A 16,024-nucleotide genomic window follows, 5' to 3' on the forward strand; every position below is an offset into this window, starting at 1 on the left:
CCTCGGAGAGATCCGAGGGGCACCATCGCGTCTGCACCGGCGAGCGCGGGCTCGCTCGCGGCAGCGCTCAGGCGCCGCGCGCCGCCATGGCGGAGCCGAGCAGCATCATCCGCATGCTGCGCTCGGCCGCATCTCGCAGCAGCTCCTCCCCCTGCTCGACGGCCTGCTCGAGGTCCATCGGCACGGTGAGGATCGAGGTGATCGCGCCGATGCCGATGTCATGCACGGCCGGCGCCCCGTGCCCGAGGGAACCGGCGATGCCGAGCACGGGGACCCCGGCGATCCGGGCGCGCATCGCGACCTCGGCCGGGACCTTGCCGCGCGGCGTCTGGAAATCGATCGCCCCCTCGGCCGTGATCACCAGATCCGCAGCGGCGAGCAGGTCGTCGATCGACTCGGGCAGGATGCCGCTGTCGAGCAGCACCTCGAACCGAGGTGCGAGCCGCGCGCCGAGCACAGCGGCGAGCCCGGCGCCGAGACCTCCGGAGGCACCGGTCCCACCGCCGGTGCGCACATCCATCGCAGGGCCGTGCGGCGTCTGCGTCTCGAGCAGAGCAGCCCAGTGGTCGAGCGCCTCGGCGAGCTGCTCGACCTGCTGAGGGTCGGCCCCCTTCTGCGGCCCGAAGACACGGGCGACGCCGCGCGGGCCACAGAGCACATTGTGGATGTTGCAGGCGAGCACGATCTCGACCTCGGAGGCCCGGGGGTGTACGCCATCGAGATCGAGTGCGCGCGCATCGCCGAGTCGCGCACCGCCGGGCGCGACCTGCGCCCCGTGGCGGTCGAGGATGCGGACGCCCAGGGCCGCCAGCGCGCCGGCCCCGCCGTCGCTCGTGCCCGAGTCCCCGCAGCCGACGACGATGCGGGTCGCTCCGTCGTCGAGCGCCGCCGCGATCAGCTGGCCGACGCCGTAGGTGGTGGTCGCCCCGGGGTCTCGGCGATCCCGCGGCACGAGACGCAGCCCCGCGGCGGAGGCCATCTCGACGACCGCCGTGCCGGAGGCCGCCCCGCCCAGGCGTGCCCAGTGGGCCCGCACGAGCTCGCCGACCGGGCCGGTGACAGTCATCGGCACCAGCTCGCCGCCGGTCGCCGCGGCGAGCGCGGCCGCGGTGCCCTCGCCGCCGTCGGGGACCGGGTACTCGTCGACGTGCACACCGGGGATCACCCGGCGCAGCCCGGAGGCGATGGCGTGGGCGACCGCCTCGGCGCTGAGGCTCTCTTTGAACCCGCTGGGGGCGACGAGGATTCGCTGGGGGATGCGGATGGACATGCTGTCTCCTTCTTCCCGTGCCCGATCCGGGCACGACGATCACCGCTGTGCGCGACGCGCCTGCGGTTCGGTTGACGGTGGTTGGCGGGTGAGGTGGCGGTGTCAGCGCAGCATGGGCATTCTCATCGCAGGCCATACCGCGAACGAGAAGAGCGCGACCAGTGCCACCATCACCGGGGCGAGCACGGTCGAGAGTCGCCGCAGGTCTGCGGCGGTGAAGCCGCCGTGCACGACCTCGGGGTCGGCGAACATCGCCACCGGCTTCGCCGAGCTCGGCAGCGTATGACAGAACCCGGCCGCGGCGGTGGACGCGAACGCCGCCGCCATCGGCTCGACGCCGACGGCCGGCGCGATCGCGATCACGACGGGGATGAGCGCGGCCGAGCGCGCCGAGCGCGAGGGGATGAGCAGGTGCGCGGCGGTCGATGACACGATGACGACGAGCACGAACCCGATCGCCCCGCCATGGCCGAGCCCGCTCAACGGGGCGAGCGCGGCGCCGCCGAGCCATTCGGCGGCGCCGCTGCCGGTGAGGGCGGATGCCAGCGCCAGCGTCGCCGCGAGGAAGAGCAGCAGCCCCCACGGCACTGTCTTCACCGCGGCGGGCAGCGTCGTGCATCCGATGCCGGGGGTGACCACCGCGACCGCGCCGAGCAGGGCGACGAGTGCGGGTGGGAGCTGATGGACGGACGTCGTGCTCCACAGCAGCACGACCGAGATCAGCACGAGTCCGGCCCGACGCTCGGCGGGCCGCAGCGGACCGCTGATCCGGCCGCCCGTGTCGCGGAACGCCGCAGCGTCGACCCGCAGCGGCACCGTGCGCTCCGCACGGTCGGCGAAGCGAAGCAGGATGATCTCGCATGCGACGTGCGACGAGACGACGGCGAGGGGCAGGCCGAGCCACAGCCAGCCGACGAACCCGAATCCCGGTTCTCCCGCCGCCCGCAGCAGCTGATCGGTGATGACGTGCGCGCCGGCGCCGAGCAGCGATGCCACGGCGCTCAGCAGCACCACCGTCGGCACCAGCAGCGCGTAAGCGCGCAGGAGGCGTGCCCTTCCCGGGAGCGCCGTCTGCACCGCGGTGAACACGGGCACGGCGAGCGCGGCACGACCCGACGTGGCGGGGATCGCGAAGGCGGTGAGCGTGAGAGCCACGGTGGTGAGGTGGAAGAGGCTGCGCGGACCGCGCGCATGTTGCAGCATCATCGCCGCCCCGCGCAGCGCGAGCCCCGACGCCGAGACTCCGGCGGCGATGACGAAGGCGCCGACGAGCAGCCAGATCGTCTCGTCTCCCAGCGAGGCGAAGAACTGCGATGCGGGCAGGACGCCGAGCAGGATGAGGGCTATCGAGGCGAACAGGGCGACGAGGGTGTCGTCGAGCCGCGTCGCCGACCATGCCCACACCGCCACGAGGAACACTCCGATGGTGAGTGCGACAGCCGGAGTCGGCGCCCCGCCGGCTCCTTCGACCGGCTGCACGGCCGAGTGGATGAGCAGCGCGGCCGCGGCGGTCAGGACCGCCGTGAGGCCGATCAGCCTCCAGGGGACGCGCCGGGACTCGGGGCCGGCTGCGTGGGGAACCGGATGCCGCCGCGGCGCCTCCGTGGCGAATCGCACCCGTTCGCGTGCGGCGGGAGGAGTGGTCTGCACGCTCATCGGAACCGGTACCCCGCTCCGCGCACGGTCTCGATGCGCTCGGCGCCGATCTTGCCGCGAAGCGCCCGCACGTAGACGTCGACGACGTTCGACGCCGGATCGAAGTCCATCCCCCAGACGTGCCCGATCAGCTGATCGCGGGAGAGCACCTGACCACGATTCTCCAGCAGCACCTCGAGCAGCGAGAACTCGCGCGAGGTGAGCTCGCGCACCTCCCCCGCCACGGTCACCGTGCGTGCGCGGATGTCGACGCGCACGTCGTCGTGCACGAGCATCGGACCGCTCGGCCTGCCTTCGCCGTCGCCGATGCGCAGCCGCACCCTGGCGAGCACCTCGGCGAACTGGAACGGCTTCGTGACGTAGTCGTTCGCGCCGCCCTCCAATCCGCGAACCGTGTCGATCACGGAGTCCCTCGCCGTGAGGATGATCACCGGGGTGGCGACCCCCTCGCCTCGCAGCCTGGCGAGCACGTCGAACCCGTCGATCCCGCCGAGCCCGATGTCGAGCAGGACGAGATCGAACATCCCGCTGCGGGCCATCAGCAGGGCGGTGTGCCCGTCGGCGGCGTCAGCGGTGTCGTACCCGGCGGCCCGCAGGCCGCGCCGCACGAATGATGTGATGTGCGGGTCGTCTTCGGCGATGAGGATGCGGCGCATCTCACGACCTCCTCTCTGCTGCGGGGTGGACGGGGGCGGGGATGTCGATCCCGAAGGTGGCGCCTTCGCCGGGAACGCTGTCGAGCCACGCCGATCCGTCGTGGCCGTCGGCGATGGCGCGCACGATCGCCAGCCCGAGCCCCGATCCGGCTCTGCGTCCCGCGGTGTCGGCCGGCGCCGCACCCCGCACGAACCGCTCGAAGATGCGCTCGGCGTCGGCGGCCGCGACGCCTGGCCCCGTGTCCTGAACCCAGAGCCGCAGTCTGCGGGCATCCCCCTCGCCGATGAAGGTCGAGCCGATGCGGATCCTGTCGCCGTCCTCCGTGACCTGCACGGCGTTGGCCGCGAGCTGCAGCACCGCCTGCGTCACGCGCTGCGGGTCGAGCTCAGCACTCCCCTCGGCCACCTCCATCAGCTGCCAGCGACGGTCGCCGAGTGCCTGCGCCTTGGCCTCGATGTCGAGGGTGAGCGTGGCGATGTCGCAGCCGGAGCGGCGCACGAAGTCGGGCTGCTGGGCACGGGCGAGCACGAGCAGGTCCGTCACGATGCGGCTCATCCGGTCGAGCTCTCCGCGCACGAGGCGCAGCGTCTCGGCCCGCTCCACCGGGTCCTCGCTGAGCAGTTCGAGATGGCCGCGGACGATGGTGATCGGAGTGCGCAGCTCGTGCCCGGCGTCGTCGACGAAGCGCTGCTGCGTCGCATGGACCTCTTGCAGGCGATCGAGCATCTGGTTGAAGGTCGCCGCGACCGCGGCCACATCGTCTGTGCCGTCGACCGGGACTCGTGCGGTGAGGTCGTGCTCCCCGATGTCGCGGGCGACCCGGTACACCTCCCGCACCGGGGCGAGGATCTGGCCGGCCACGAGCCAGGCGACACCGGACGACAGCACGATGCCGATGAGCGCGACCCACGCGATGGCGGCGAAGCTCTCGTCGATCCGGTCACGGGCGTCCTGCGTGTACTGCACGACGACGACCGATCCGCGCTCTCCGGCGGCCTCGAAGTCGACCCGTCCCCAGCGCATCGGCCCGGTCTCGGGACTGTTCTGCGCGCCCGAGACCTCGTCGGATGCGAGAAGACGATCGAGCATCGACCGGCCCCCTGGCAGCGCCTCGACGCTGTCGGTTCTGGACGCCTCGACGAGACCGTTCGCCACGCCGACGATGCGTCCGTCGACGGCGACGGCGATCGCCTCGTCCTCGTGCACGGACTGCCTGTCGAGGTATTCGGTGAGCAGATCGTCGGCCGAGGTGAGCTCGGCCGCAGCGATGTCCTCGGCGAACCGGGCGAACTCCGCGGCCTCCTGCTCGATCTCGCCGTTGGCGGCCTGCTCGACTCCGGCGAGGAGGATGCTGCGCCCGATCAGTCCGACGGCGAGCAGGGTCACTGCGGTGCTGAGGATGATCCAGAGCGTGATCCGCCAGCGCGCCGGCAGGGTGCGGGCGCGCAGGGTGCGCAGCGGCTGCGGGGCCGGCTCAGGCGCGCGGTCCGCCGCGACGGGTCGCGATCCGGCGGCTTGCGCGCGTGCGACTTCGTCGAGGTCGAGGGGAAGCGTCGTGGCGTCAGTCATCGTCGCCCTCGTCATCAGCATCGTCGTCATCGTCGTCGCCGGCGGGAGGTGCGGGCGGGGCGGGTGCGGGAGCCGGCGCGGGAGGTGGCGGCGCGGGGATGCTGGATGGCTCGGGGGCGGGCTCGGGAACCGGCTCGGGAGCCGGCTCTGGAACCGGTGCGGGGGTGGACAGCTTCACCGTGAGCGGCTTCTCGGGCAGTCGCGGCGAGGGCGGCATCTGAGCCAGCGCGACGCTGCCGACGGCGAAGAGCACCGGTACGGCGATGAGCGCGCCCGGGATCAGGATGCGACGTGCGGTGGTCATACGACCATCGTGGCGGGTGTTGATGATGACGAGATGAGATGGGGATGAAGACTTCTTCATCCCCCTCTCACGATGCCGCGTCAGCGTCCGCGGGAGCGCAGCGCCTTCAGTGACATCTGCACGGCGATGACGACGAGGTATGCGGCGAACAGGATGTTGCCCGTCAGCGGGTCGATCAGAGTCGCCAGCCACGCGCCGAGCGCCGTGGTGGTGCACGCGGCCACGCCGATGAAGGCGGCGGCGACCAGGTCGACGTTGCGGTGACGCAGATTGCCGATCGTGCCCGACACGGCGGTGGGGATCATCATCAGCAGCGATGTGCCCTTGGCGACGAGGTCGCTGGTGCCGAACGCGAGCATGAGCACGGGGACGATGACCACTCCCCCTCCGACGCCGATGAGGCCTGCCACGACGCCGGTGACGACGCCGACGCCGACCAGGGCGATGCCCGTGAGCCAGCTGAGCTCGAACTCGGCCCCGCGCGAGGGGATGACGAGGAAGAGGCTGACGATCACGACGAGCAGGAAGGCGACGAAGCCCCAGCGCAGCGCCGTCTGGGAGACCTTCGGCAGCAGTCGCGAGCCGATCTGCGCGCCCACCACGGCGCCTGCTGCGAGGATCAGGGCGGGAATCCATGCCACCGCGCCCGACATGGCGTACGAGATCACGCCGACGCTCGCGGTCGGCACGATGGCGGCGAGCGAGGTGCCGGCGGAGATGCGCTGATCGAACGCGAGCAGCAGCACCAGCAGGGGCACGATCACCGTGCCGCCGCCGACGCCGAACAGTCCCGAGAGCAGCCCGGCCGTGAGCCCGATGACGATGAAGAAGACGTAGGCGCGAGGCCCCCGGGTGATGGCCTGCTGCTCTGCGTTCACACGATTCAGACTATCCCCGGGGGCTCACCTCTCTTTGCGCCCGCTGTGCGTCAGACCTCCCGGTCGGCCGAGATCGGCACCGCGATCGACTCGGTCAGCGCCTGCTCGTAGCGGTGCTGGCGGCGACGCAGCCAGAGTCCGCCTGCCACGAGCAGTGCCAGCACGATGTAGGCCGTCGCGGCGAACGGCTGCAGCACGAGCGTCGACAGGTCTCCCTGACTCAGCTGCAGCGCCTTGCGGAGCTGCTCCTCTCCCATCGGCCCCAGGATCATGCCGACGACGAGCGGTGCCACCGGGTACCCGAAGCGCCGCATGAAGTAGCCCAGCACGCCGATGATCACGAGGATCAGGATGTCGACCACGGCGAAGTTGAGCGCGTAGGCGCCGAAGGCGGCGAACAGCAGGATGCCTGCGTACAGATAGGGCCTCGGGATCTGCAGCAGCTTCACCCACATGCCCACGAGCGGCAGGTTGAGCACGATGAGGATGACGTTGCCCAGGTAGAGACTGGCGACCAGCGCCCACACGAGCGCCGGCTGGTTCTGGAACAGCTGCGGCCCCGGCTGGAGGCCGTATGCCTGGAACGCGACGAGGATGATGGCCGCGGTCGCCGTCGTCGGGAGGCCGAGCGTCAGCAGCGGCACGAGAACGCCGGCCGCAGCCGCGTTGTTCGCCGACTCGGGGCCTGCGACCCCCTCGATGGCGCCGCGGCCGAACTCCTGCTTGTGCCTGGACAGCTTGCGCTCGGTCGCGTACGAGAGGAAGGTCGCGACATCGGCGCCTCCCGCGGGGATCGTGCCGATCGGGAAGCCGATCGCCGTGCCGCGCAGCCATGGCTTCCACGAGCGCTTCCAGTCGTCCCTGGTCATCCAGCTGCGCCATCCACGGGTGACTGGGATCACATCGATCCCGCCGTGCCGCAGGCGTGCGGCGATGTACAGGGTCTCGCCCACCGCGAACAGTCCGACCGCGACGAGCACGATGTCGATGCCGTCCGACAGCGGAAGCAGCCCCAGCGTGTAGCGCTGCTGCGCGGTGAGGGTGTCGGTGCCGACGAGGCCGAGGAACAGGCCGACGCCGAGAGACGTCATTCCTCGCGGCACCGAGCTGCCGATCAGGGCGCCGACGGTGACGAACGCGATGACGATGAGCGCGACGTAGTCGGCCGGGCCGAGGTTCACCGCGAACTCCGCCAGCACGGGCGCAAGCAGCGTGAGGCCGACCGTCGCGATGGTGCCGGCGACGAACGAGCCGATCGCCGCTGTCGCGAGTGCTGCGGCTCCTCGGCCGAGCTTGGCCATCTTGTTGCCCTCGATGGCTGTCACGATGGACGCCGATTCACCCGGCGTGTTCAGCAGGATGCTCGTCGTCGATCCGCCGTACATGCCGCCGTAGTAGATGCCGGCGAAGGTGATCAGCGCCGCCGTCGGATCGAGCGTGTACGTCAGCGGCAGCAGCAGCGCCACCGTCATCGCCGGGCCGATCCCCGGCAGCACCCCGACCGCGGTGCCGATCAGCACGCCGACGAACGCGAAGACCAGGTACTGGGGCTGCAGCGCTGTCGCGAAGCCCTCGAGCAGAAGAGTCCAGCTGTCCATCAGAAGATCCCTCCCAGCCATCCGAGCGCGGGGCCCCACGGCAGCGACAGCCCCATGAGCCCGCCGAACACGATCTGCACGGCCAGCGCGACGGCCAGGCCGATGACGAAGGCGAGCCACCAGCGCTTCGCGCCCAGCGACCACGCGACCACTCCGAACAGCAGAGCCGCTGCCGGGGCCCAGCCGATGACATCGACGAGCAGCAGGTGCGCGACGACCGCTCCCACGATCTTGGCGAGGGTGAGCCAGTCGGTCCTGGCGTCGGGGTCGATGTCCTCCCCCTCCTCCAGTGCTGCGCGGTTTCCGCGCAGCACCGAGACGAGCACGGCCGCGGCCGAGCCGAGCAGGACGATCGAGACGAAGATCGGGAAGATCGTCGGCCCGACCTTGACGCCCACCGGGACGTGGATCGTGAAGGCGCCCACGAGCGCGAACACGCCGAGTGCGAGCATGAGCAGGGCGAAGACGAGCTCACCGAGGGGAACCCGCTGGGCGAGCCGAGTCTCCTCGGCCCGCCCGCTCGCCCGAGGATCGGGGCATTCATGTCAGATCAGTCCGATGTTCTTCAGGGTTCCGGTCACGTCGGAGATGTTCTCCTCGAGGAACGCGTCGAACTCGTCTCCGACGAGGAACGCGTCGGCCCAGCCCTTGCTCTCGAGCTCCGCCGTCCAGCCGTCCGAGTCGTGCATCTCGGTGACGATGCGCTCGAGCTCGTCGCGATCGGCACCGGAGATGCCGCCGGGGGCGACCACGCCGCGCCAGTTGGTCAGCACGACGTCGTAACCGGCGTCGGTGATCGTCGGCACATCGGCGAGGGATTCGACCGGCTCCTCCGAGGAGACGGCCAAGGCGCGCATCGAGCCGTCCTCGATGTACTGCAGGAACTCTCCCACGCCCGAGATACCTGCGGAGACCTTGTCGCCGACCAGCAGCGAGACCGCCTCGCCGCCACCCGAGTTGGGCGTGTAGTTCAGCTTCGACGGGATGTCAGCTCCCTCGACGCCGGCAGCCTCGAGCAGCAGGCCGGCGAGGATGTGGTCGGCGCCACCCGCCGAGCCGCCGGTGACGGTGACCTCCTGCCCCTTGTCGACGATGTCCTCGACCAGGTCCTCCAGCGTGTCGTACTCCGAGTCCTCCGGCACGACGACGACGAGCGGCTCCTCGGTGAGGCGCGCGATAGGAGTGGTGTCCTCGAGCCGCACAGCGGATGAGTTGGTCTCGATCGCGCCGACCATCACCAGGCCCATGACCATGAGCGTCGCCGGGTCCTTCTGATTGGCGAGCTGCGCGAGACCGACCGTGCCGCCGGCGCCGTCGACGTTGGTGACGGCTGCCGAGCCGAGGATGTCGTCGTCGGTGAGAACCTTCGACATCGCGCGGCCGGTCTGGTCCCATCCACCGCCGGGTCCGGCGGGGACGATGACGGAGACGTCGGTGAAGACCGAGGCCTCGCCCTCTCCGTCGGAAGCCGGCGAGGGCGTCGCGTTCTGCGACGAGCATCCGGCGAGTGCGAGTGCCACCGTCGCCGCGACGGCGACGAGGGCGGTGCGTGATTTCTTCATGCGCTCCTCCTTGAGCGGTGTGGGGATGCTGGCAACCGTAGGCACTGCCGGTGCGGCGGATCTGCTTCCGATATCATTGGTCGCGCTTTCGAAAGTATTGGTCTCGGATGCCTCGCATCCGGCGTTCCCTCCGCTCGCGCACGCGGGGAGAATGGCTGTGTGGCCTCGAAGATGACGCACGCGTCGCAGACGACGCACGGCGGGATGCCGCTGCGTGTGCAGCTGATCTTGCTGCAGGCGCTGATCGTCGCCGTCGTGACCCTCATCGCCGGCGCCACCGCCGGGGTGATCCAGGCGGTCACGGTGCGCGACGCCTACGAGGACCGGATGCTGGCGGTGGCGCAGTCGATCGCCTCGATGCCCGCCATCCGCTCAGCGTTCCACGACCCCGACCCCGCGGCGACGATCCAGCCGCTCGCCGAGACCGTACGCAAGGCGTCGGACCTCACGTACATCGTGGTGGCGAACGCCGACGGCATCCGCTACTCGCATCCGAACCCCGAGCGCATCGGCCAGAGGGTCTCGACCGACGCCTCCGTCCCGCTCTCCGGCGAGATCTACATGGGGACGCAGACCGGCACGCTCGGTCCGTCCTGGCGGGTCAAGGTGCCCGTCTTCGAGGGCTCCGAGGTGATCGGCACCGTGTCGGTCGGCATCCTCGAGTCCCAGGGCACCGGCGAGTTCGCGACGAACCTCGGCTGGATCATCGGCGCGATGCTGATCGCGGTCGTGCTGGGCGTGTTCGGATCGGCGTGGGTGACGGCTGTCATCCGACGTCGCATCCATCTGCTCGAGCCGCACGAGATCACGGCGCTGGTGCGCAATCAGGAGACCACTCTGCACGGCCTCAGCGAGGGTGTGATCACGGTCGACGCGTCGGGCACCATCACGCTCGCGAACGATGCGGCTGCACGGCTGCTGGGGGCTGACGCCGCCGACCTGACCGGCGCGAGAGTGGCCGATGTGCTCGACGACGAGCTGCTCGCCGTGCTGCGCGACGGCGAGGACGCCGGTCGTCCTGTGATCGTCGGCAGCCATGTGCTCGTCGCGCGAGGCACCGGTGCACGCGTCGACGGGGAGGCGGTGGATGCCACTCTGCTGCTGCGCGATCACACCGAGCTGCACGACGTGGTGCGCCGGGTCGAAGCGGCCGACGCCATCATCGCGTTCCGCCGCCGTGCAGGCCTGCCCAAGGGGCTCAGCGCCGAGACGCTCGGCCGCGTCGCCGTCGCACTGGGCGAGAACCCCGAGTCGTCGGCCGCCGAGCTCGGCGACGTGCTCGGGATGTCGAGGGTGAGCGCGCGGCGCTATCTCGAGCACCTCGCGAGCACGGGGCGAGCGGTGCGCTCACTCGACTACTCCACCAAGGGACGGCCGGGTACCCGCTACCGAACTATTGAGACCGTGTCTCAGGGCATGCGAGACTGACTCCCACGACCCGCCTGCTCTGATCGAAGGAGATCACATGCTTCGCAGCCCTCTGCCCGACGTCGAGATCCCTGCCGTCTCGATCTACGAGTACCTGTTCTCCGACCTCGACGATGCGGCCCTCGACTCGGTCGCGATCGTCGACGGCATGACAGGCGCCGAGACCACCTACCGTCAGCTCGTAGGCCAGATCGGACTGTTCGCCGGTGCCCTCGCAGCACGCGGGATCGGCATCGGCGATCGGGTGGGCGTGCTCTGCCCGAATGTGCCGGCGTTCGCGACGGTGTTCCACGGCATCCTTCGCGCCGGAGCCACCGCCACGACCATCAACTCCCTCTACACCGCCGAAGAGATCGCCAGTCAGCTCGAGGACGCCGACGCCTCGTGGCTGGTGACCGTCTCTCCCCTGCTCGCCGGCGCCAAGGCCGCCGCCGCGCAGCGCGGCATCGCCGACGACCACGTCATCGTGCTCGACGGCGCCGACGGGCACCCGAGCCTGCGCGACCTGCTCTCCGAGGGGCACGAGGCGCCCGACGTGAGCGTCGACCCGGCCACCCACCTCGCCGTGCTTCCGTACTCCTCCGGCACGACAGGTCGCCCCAAGGGCGTGATGCTCACGCACCGCAACCTCATCGCCAACGTCGCGCAGTGCACCGGCCTGCTCAGCGTCGACTCCGACGACCGCGTGCTCGCCGTGCTGCCGTTCTTCCACATCTACGGCATGACCGTGCTGCTCAACTTCGCGCTGCGCAAGCGCGCATCGCTGGTCACCATGCCGAAGTTCGACCTGCTCGAATTCCTGCGCATCATCGCCGAGCACCGCACGACCTGGGTGTTCATCGCCCCGCCGATCGCCGTGGCGCTGGCGAAGCATCCGATCATCGACCAGTACGACCTGTCTGCAGTGCGCGTCATCTTCTCAGGTGCTGCTCCCCTGGACGGCGAGCTCGCCGCCGCCGTCGCGCAGCGCCTGGGCTGCGAGGTCGTTCAGGGCTACGGGATGACCGAGACGAGCCCTGCGGTCAACCTCATCCCCGCCGAGTGGACGCACGTCGACAAGTCGTCGATCGGCCCGCTCGTTCCCAGCACCGAGGCCCGCCTCGTCGACCCCCAGACCGGTCAGGACGTCGAGCTGTCGCAGAGCGGCGAGAGCGCGCCAGGCGAGCTCTGGGTGCGGGGTCCGCAGGTGATGGTCGGGTACCTCAACCGCCCGGATGCCACGGCCGAGATGCTCGACGATGACGGCTGGCTGCACACCGGCGACATCGCCACGGTCACACCCGACGGCATCTTCCGCATCGTCGACCGCCTGAAGGAGCTCATCAAGTACAAGGGCTACCAGGTCGCGCCGGCCGTGCTCGAGGCGGTGCTGCTCGGGCATCCGGGAATCGCCGACGCCGCCGTGATCGGCGCGAAGGACGAGGACGGACAGGAGGTGCCCAAGGCGTTCGTGGTGGTGCAGCAGGGAGTCGAGCTCAGCGCCGACGACGTGATGTCCTTCGTCGCCGAGCGCGTCGCACCGCACGAGAAGGTGCGGCAGGTGGAGTTCATCGAGGGCATCCCGAAGTCGGCGTCGGGCAAGATCCTGCGCAAGGATCTGCGGGCGGCCTCATAGCGGCCGAGCTGCGCGAAGGCGCGACCCGGTCGTTGAGCGAGTTCGGCGGAGCCGATCGAGTCGAACGCGCGAGACGCGAAGAAGCCCGTCACCCCGGAAGGGTGACGGGCTTCTTCGTCAGTGCGCGTCGGCGCTGAGGCTTACTTGCCTGCCTCGACGAAGCCTGCGGCCTCTGCGGCCTCAGCGGTGCGGAACCACACCTCTGCGACGGTCGCGTCGTACCACTGGCCGTCGGGACGGTGGTACTTCATCGAGTCCTTGTTGCCCTTGATGTCGAAGCCCTCGGGAGCCGAGCCATCCTCCAGCGGAGCGGCCGAGTCCTCGCCGAAGCCGCCGTCGACGAGAGCGGCGGGAGCGGCGGTCTCCTCGACCGGAGCCTCCTCCACCTTCTCGGCCTTGGGCGCCTCAGCCTTGGCTGCGGGCTTGGCGGACTTCTTCTTGGGGGTGACGGGCTCGAGGACGAGCTCGATCACGGCCATGGGCGCGTTGTCGCCCTTGCGGTTGCCGACCTTCGTGATGCGGGTGTAGCCGCCCTGACGGTCGGCGACCAGCGGTGCGATCTCGTTGAACAGCACGTGCGCGGCGTCCTTGTTGGAACGCAGCACGGTGAGCGCACGACGACGGGCGTGCAGGTCGCCGCGCTTGCCGAGCGTGATCAGGCGCTCGGCGAGCGGACGCAGGCGCTTCGCCTTGGTCTCGGTCGTCTTGATCGACTTGTGGGTGAACAGCGCTGCCGCGAGGTTCGCGAGAAGAAGGCGCTCGTGTGCGGGGCCGCCTCCGAGGCGGGGACCCTTGGTGGGCTTGGGCATAATCGTCTAGCTCCTGGTCAGAAAGATGTCGGGATTCAGAAGGACTCGTCTTCGCCTGCGCTGTAGAAGTGGGCGCCGTCGAAACCGGGCACCGAATCCTTCAGCGACAGACCGAGCGAGACGAGCTTGTCGCGCACCTCGTCGACCGACTTCTGTCCGAAATTGCGGATGTTCATCAGCTGCGTCTCGGAAAGGGCGACCAGCTCCGAGACGGTGTTGATGCCCTCGCGCTTGAGGCAGTTGTACGAGCGCACCGACAGATCGAGGTCCTCGATCGGCATGGAGAGCTCGCTGGAGAGCACAGCCTCGACCGGCGCAGGGCCGATCTCGATGCCCTCGGCCTCGACGTTCAGCTCGCGGGCGAGGCCGAACAGCTCGGTGAGGGTCTTGGCTGCGGAGGCGACGGCGTCGCGCGGGAGGATCGACGACTTGGTCTCGACGTCCAGCACGAGCTTGTCGAAGTCGGTGCGCTCACCAGCACGGGTGGCGTCGACGCGGTAGCTGACCTTGAGCACCGGCGAGTAGATCGAGTCGACCGGGATCTGGCCGGCCTCTGCGTACTCGTTGCGGTTCTGGGCTGCCGAGACGTAGCCGCGGCCGCGCTCGATGGTCAGCTCGAGCTCGAAGCGAGCGGTGTCGTTGAGCGTCGCGATGACCAGGTCGGGGTTGTGCACCTCGACTCCCGCCGGAGCGGAGATGTCGGCTGCGGTGACCTCGCCGGAGCCCGTCTTGCGCAGGTACGCGGTGATGGGCTCGTCGCGCTCGCTGGAGACGACCAGCTGCTTGATGTTGAGGATGATCTCGGTGACGTCCTCCTTCACACCGGGGATCGTGCTGAACTCGTGCAGCACGCCGTCGATGCGAATGGTGGTGACCGATGCGCCGGGGATCGACGAGAGCAGGCTGCGACGCAGCGCGTTGCCGATCGTGTATCCGAAACCGGGCTCCAGCGGCTCGATGACGAACCGGCTGCGGTTCTCGGAGATCTTCTCCTCGGTGAGAGTGGGACGCTGTGCGATGAGCACTATGTGTTCCTTTCGATCACATGCCCGCTATATGACATGTGTGGGGTGAGGTCTGAAGTTGTGGAAAATCTGGGGGCGAGTCTGCCCCTCCTGGGCCCGCAGGGGCTCAGGAAGGGCAGACGGCCGGATCAGACGCGGCGGCGCTTCGGCGGGCGGCAGCCGTTGTGCGCCTGAGGCGTGACGTCCTGGATGGACCCCACCTCGAGGCCGGCGGCCTGCAGCGAGCGGATCGCGGTCTCGCGGCCCGAACCGGGGCCCTTCACGAAGACGTCGACCTTCTTGACGCCGTGCTCTGCGGCCTGGCGTGCAGCGGACTCCGCTGCCATGCCGGCGGCGTACGGCGTCGACTTGCGCGAGCCCTTGAAACCAACGCCACCCGACGAGGCCCAGCTGATGACAGCGCCGGACGGGTCGGTGATCGAGACGATGGTGTTGTTGAACGTCGACTTGATGTGGGCCTGGCCCAGCGCGATGTTCTTCTTCTCCTTGCGGCGCGGCTTGCGCGCGGCGGCCTTGGGTGCAGCCATGAAAGTGTTCTCCTATTCCCTGGCCGCTTAGCGGGCCTTCTTCTTGCCGGCGACGGTGCGCTTCGGGCCCTTGCGGGTACGCGCGTTGGTCTTGGTGCGCTGACCGCGGACCGGAAGGCCACGACGGTGACGAAGGCCCTCGTAGGAGCCGATCTCGACCTTGCGGCGGATGTCGGCGGCGACCTCGCGGCGCAGGTCACCCTCCACCTTGTAGTTGCCTTCGATGTGGTCGCGGAGTGCGACGAGCTGCTCGTCGCTGAGGTCCTTGACGCGGATCGACTCGTCGATCTCGGTCGCCTTGAGGATCTCGACGGAGCGGGTACGGCCGATGCCGTAGATGTAGGTGAGGGCGATCACCACGCGCTTGTCGCGCGGGATGTCAACGCCGGCAAGACGTGCCATGCGGTTCTCCTGGAGTGTTGTGGAGGTGTGGAGCAGCATCCGGTCCCGGGCCTCCGCCCCGAGGTGTCCCCCGCTCGCGCGGGTTCCGATGCTGCCTTGTTTGATCTCACCCGGTCGAAGAGCGAAGAGCGAAGCGACGAGTCGAAACGCCTCGCATACGACGGTGAGTGTTCAGTTGTGGTTCTCGCGGGGTGTGACCCTGCTCAGCCCTGGCGCTGCTTGTGACGCGGGTTCGACTTGCAGATGACCATGACGCGGCCGTGACGACGGATCACGCGGCAGTGGTCGCAGATGGGCTTGACGCTGGGGTTGACCTTCATGATGTTTCCTGTTCGCTGTCTTCACCGGGCAGGCGAGATCGCCTGGGGTGTTACTTCTCGACCGATCAGCGGTAGCGGTAGACGATGCGGCCGCGGGTCAGGTCGTAGGGCGAGAGCTCCACGACCACGCGGTCCTCGGGGATGATGCGGATGTAGTTCTGCCGCATCTTGCCGGAAATCGTTGCAAGAACCTTGTGTCCGTTGCTGAGCTCAACGCGGAACATCGCGTTGGGCAGAGCCTCGGACACGACGCCCTCGATCTCGATGACACCGTCTTTCTTAGCCATAGCCTCGCTGACGCTTCTGCAGACCGGTCGATCTGCGGTGGATGGGTGATGAGTGTGATGCCGCCCGTTCGGACACGCCAGAACAAGGCGCAAGGCACCAAAGATCTATGATAGACC

General features: G+C 69.4%; 17 protein-coding genes. 2 read left to right on the top strand and 15 right to left on the bottom strand.

What is annotated here, in order from left to right:
* Nucleotides 1–67: 67 nt before the first annotated feature.
* From FVO59_RS02165 to FVO59_RS02205, 9 genes are all read right to left on the bottom strand, one after another.
* Nucleotides 68–1,270 (bottom strand): glycerate kinase family protein, encoded by a 1,203-nt coding sequence (locus tag FVO59_RS02165; RefSeq protein WP_182254193.1) that lies wholly within the window; start codon nucleotides 1,268–1,270, stop codon nucleotides 68–70.
* A gap of 102 nt (nucleotides 1,271–1,372) precedes the next feature.
* The gene (locus tag FVO59_RS02170; RefSeq protein ID WP_182254195.1) at nucleotides 1,373–2,926 is read right to left on the bottom strand and encodes an SLC13 family permease; all 1,554 of its coding nucleotides are present in this window, start codon (nucleotides 2,924–2,926) and stop codon (nucleotides 1,373–1,375) included.
* A complete protein-coding gene (locus tag FVO59_RS02175; RefSeq protein WP_182254197.1) occupies nucleotides 2,923–3,582 on the bottom strand; it encodes a response regulator transcription factor in 660 nt (219 codons plus the stop codon). The genes FVO59_RS02170 and FVO59_RS02175 overlap by 4 nt, the downstream gene beginning before the upstream one ends.
* Before the next feature lies 1 nt (nucleotide 3,583).
* Nucleotides 3,584–5,152 (bottom strand): sensor histidine kinase, encoded by a 1,569-nt coding sequence (locus tag FVO59_RS02180; RefSeq protein WP_182254199.1) that lies wholly within the window; start codon nucleotides 5,150–5,152, stop codon nucleotides 3,584–3,586.
* Nucleotides 5,145–5,456 (bottom strand): hypothetical protein, encoded by a 312-nt coding sequence (locus FVO59_RS02185; protein WP_182254201.1) that lies wholly within the window; start codon nucleotides 5,454–5,456, stop codon nucleotides 5,145–5,147. The genes FVO59_RS02180 and FVO59_RS02185 overlap by 8 nt, the downstream gene beginning before the upstream one ends.
* Nucleotides 5,457–5,536: 80 nt before the next feature.
* A complete protein-coding gene (locus FVO59_RS02190; protein ID WP_259363373.1) occupies nucleotides 5,537–6,334 on the bottom strand; it encodes a sulfite exporter TauE/SafE family protein in 798 nt (265 codons plus the stop codon).
* 50 nt (nucleotides 6,335–6,384) lie between these two features.
* Nucleotides 6,385–7,932, bottom strand: coding sequence for a tripartite tricarboxylate transporter permease (locus FVO59_RS02195; RefSeq protein WP_182254202.1), 1,548 nt, complete (start codon nucleotides 7,930–7,932; stop codon nucleotides 6,385–6,387).
* Complete coding sequence (locus tag FVO59_RS02200) at nucleotides 7,932–8,390, bottom strand: tripartite tricarboxylate transporter TctB family protein (protein WP_259363512.1); 459 nt, start codon at nucleotides 8,388–8,390, stop codon at nucleotides 7,932–7,934. Before FVO59_RS02200 ends, FVO59_RS02195 begins: the two co-directional genes overlap by 1 nt.
* Nucleotides 8,391–8,477: 87 nt before the next feature.
* Nucleotides 8,478–9,494 (bottom strand): Bug family tripartite tricarboxylate transporter substrate binding protein, encoded by a 1,017-nt coding sequence (locus FVO59_RS02205; RefSeq protein WP_182254207.1) that lies wholly within the window; start codon nucleotides 9,492–9,494, stop codon nucleotides 8,478–8,480.
* 159 nt (nucleotides 9,495–9,653) lie between these two features.
* Between FVO59_RS02205 and FVO59_RS02210 the strand changes: the two genes are divergently transcribed.
* On the top strand, nucleotides 9,654–10,922 hold the full coding sequence (locus tag FVO59_RS02210) for a PAS domain-containing protein (protein ID WP_259363374.1): 1,269 nt from the start codon (nucleotides 9,654–9,656) through the stop codon (nucleotides 10,920–10,922).
* Between the two features lie 37 nt (nucleotides 10,923–10,959).
* The gene (locus tag FVO59_RS02215; protein WP_182254209.1) at nucleotides 10,960–12,537 is read left to right on the top strand and encodes an AMP-binding protein; all 1,578 of its coding nucleotides are present in this window, start codon (nucleotides 10,960–10,962) and stop codon (nucleotides 12,535–12,537) included.
* 140 nt (nucleotides 12,538–12,677) lie between these two features.
* On the opposite strand, the gene rplQ is transcribed toward FVO59_RS02215, so the two are convergent.
* From rplQ to infA, 6 genes are all read right to left on the bottom strand, one after another.
* Nucleotides 12,678–13,346: a 50S ribosomal protein L17, sunset domain variant gene (gene rplQ / locus FVO59_RS02220; RefSeq protein ID WP_182254211.1), complete on the bottom strand. Its 669-nt coding sequence runs from the start codon at nucleotides 13,344–13,346 to the stop codon at nucleotides 12,678–12,680.
* A 35-nt stretch (nucleotides 13,347–13,381) separates the two neighbouring features.
* Nucleotides 13,382–14,371: a DNA-directed RNA polymerase subunit alpha gene (locus tag FVO59_RS02225; RefSeq protein ID WP_101188505.1), complete on the bottom strand. Its 990-nt coding sequence runs from the start codon at nucleotides 14,369–14,371 to the stop codon at nucleotides 13,382–13,384.
* A 128-nt stretch (nucleotides 14,372–14,499) separates the two neighbouring features.
* Nucleotides 14,500–14,898 (bottom strand): 30S ribosomal protein S11, encoded by a 399-nt coding sequence (gene rpsK, locus FVO59_RS02230; protein WP_071644012.1) that lies wholly within the window; start codon nucleotides 14,896–14,898, stop codon nucleotides 14,500–14,502.
* 27 nt (nucleotides 14,899–14,925) lie between these two features.
* A complete protein-coding gene (gene rpsM / locus FVO59_RS02235) occupies nucleotides 14,926–15,300 on the bottom strand; it encodes a 30S ribosomal protein S13 (RefSeq protein WP_182254213.1) in 375 nt (124 codons plus the stop codon).
* Between the two features lie 203 nt (nucleotides 15,301–15,503).
* A complete protein-coding gene (gene rpmJ / locus FVO59_RS02240; RefSeq protein WP_071644008.1) occupies nucleotides 15,504–15,620 on the bottom strand; it encodes a 50S ribosomal protein L36 in 117 nt (38 codons plus the stop codon).
* Nucleotides 15,621–15,685: 65 nt separating this feature from the next.
* On the bottom strand, nucleotides 15,686–15,907 hold the full coding sequence (infA, locus tag FVO59_RS02245) for a translation initiation factor IF-1 (RefSeq protein ID WP_018171468.1): 222 nt from the start codon (nucleotides 15,905–15,907) through the stop codon (nucleotides 15,686–15,688).
* Nucleotides 15,908–16,024: the final 117 nt, after the last annotated feature.

This window comes from Microbacterium esteraromaticum, from assembly GCF_014084045.1.
GTDB lineage: Bacteria > Actinomycetota > Actinomycetes > Actinomycetales > Microbacteriaceae > Microbacterium > Microbacterium esteraromaticum_D.

Bases quoted from the DNA above. Each gene is read 5' to 3' on its own strand.
- infA (WP_018171468.1), bottom strand. From the start codon at position 15,907: ATGGCTAAGAAAGACGGTGTCATCGAGATCGAGGGCGTCGTGTCCGAG.
- rplQ (WP_182254211.1), bottom strand. From the start codon at position 13,346: ATGCCCAAGCCCACCAAGGGTCCCCGCCTCGGAGGCGGCCCCGCACAC.
- FVO59_RS02205 (WP_182254207.1), bottom strand. From the start codon at position 9,494: ATGAAGAAATCACGCACCGCCCTCGTCGCCGTCGCGGCGACGGTGGCA.
- FVO59_RS02180 (WP_182254199.1), bottom strand. From the start codon at position 5,152: ATGACTGACGCCACGACGCTTCCCCTCGACCTCGACGAAGTCGCACGC.
- FVO59_RS02175 (WP_182254197.1), bottom strand. From the start codon at position 3,582: ATGCGCCGCATCCTCATCGCCGAAGACGACCCGCACATCACATCATTC.
- rpsM (WP_182254213.1), bottom strand. From the start codon at position 15,300: ATGGCACGTCTTGCCGGCGTTGACATCCCGCGCGACAAGCGCGTGGTG.
- FVO59_RS02195 (WP_182254202.1), bottom strand. From the start codon at position 7,932: ATGGACAGCTGGACTCTTCTGCTCGAGGGCTTCGCGACAGCGCTGCAG.
- FVO59_RS02215 (WP_182254209.1), top strand. From the start codon at position 10,960: ATGCTTCGCAGCCCTCTGCCCGACGTCGAGATCCCTGCCGTCTCGATC.
- FVO59_RS02185 (WP_182254201.1), bottom strand. From the start codon at position 5,456: ATGACCACCGCACGTCGCATCCTGATCCCGGGCGCGCTCATCGCCGTA.
- rpmJ (WP_071644008.1), bottom strand. From the start codon at position 15,620: ATGAAGGTCAACCCCAGCGTCAAGCCCATCTGCGACCACTGCCGCGTG.
- FVO59_RS02170 (WP_182254195.1), bottom strand. From the start codon at position 2,926: ATGAGCGTGCAGACCACTCCTCCCGCCGCACGCGAACGGGTGCGATTC.
- rpsK (WP_071644012.1), bottom strand. From the start codon at position 14,898: ATGGCTGCACCCAAGGCCGCCGCGCGCAAGCCGCGCCGCAAGGAGAAG.
- FVO59_RS02165 (WP_182254193.1), bottom strand. From the start codon at position 1,270: ATGTCCATCCGCATCCCCCAGCGAATCCTCGTCGCCCCCAGCGGGTTC.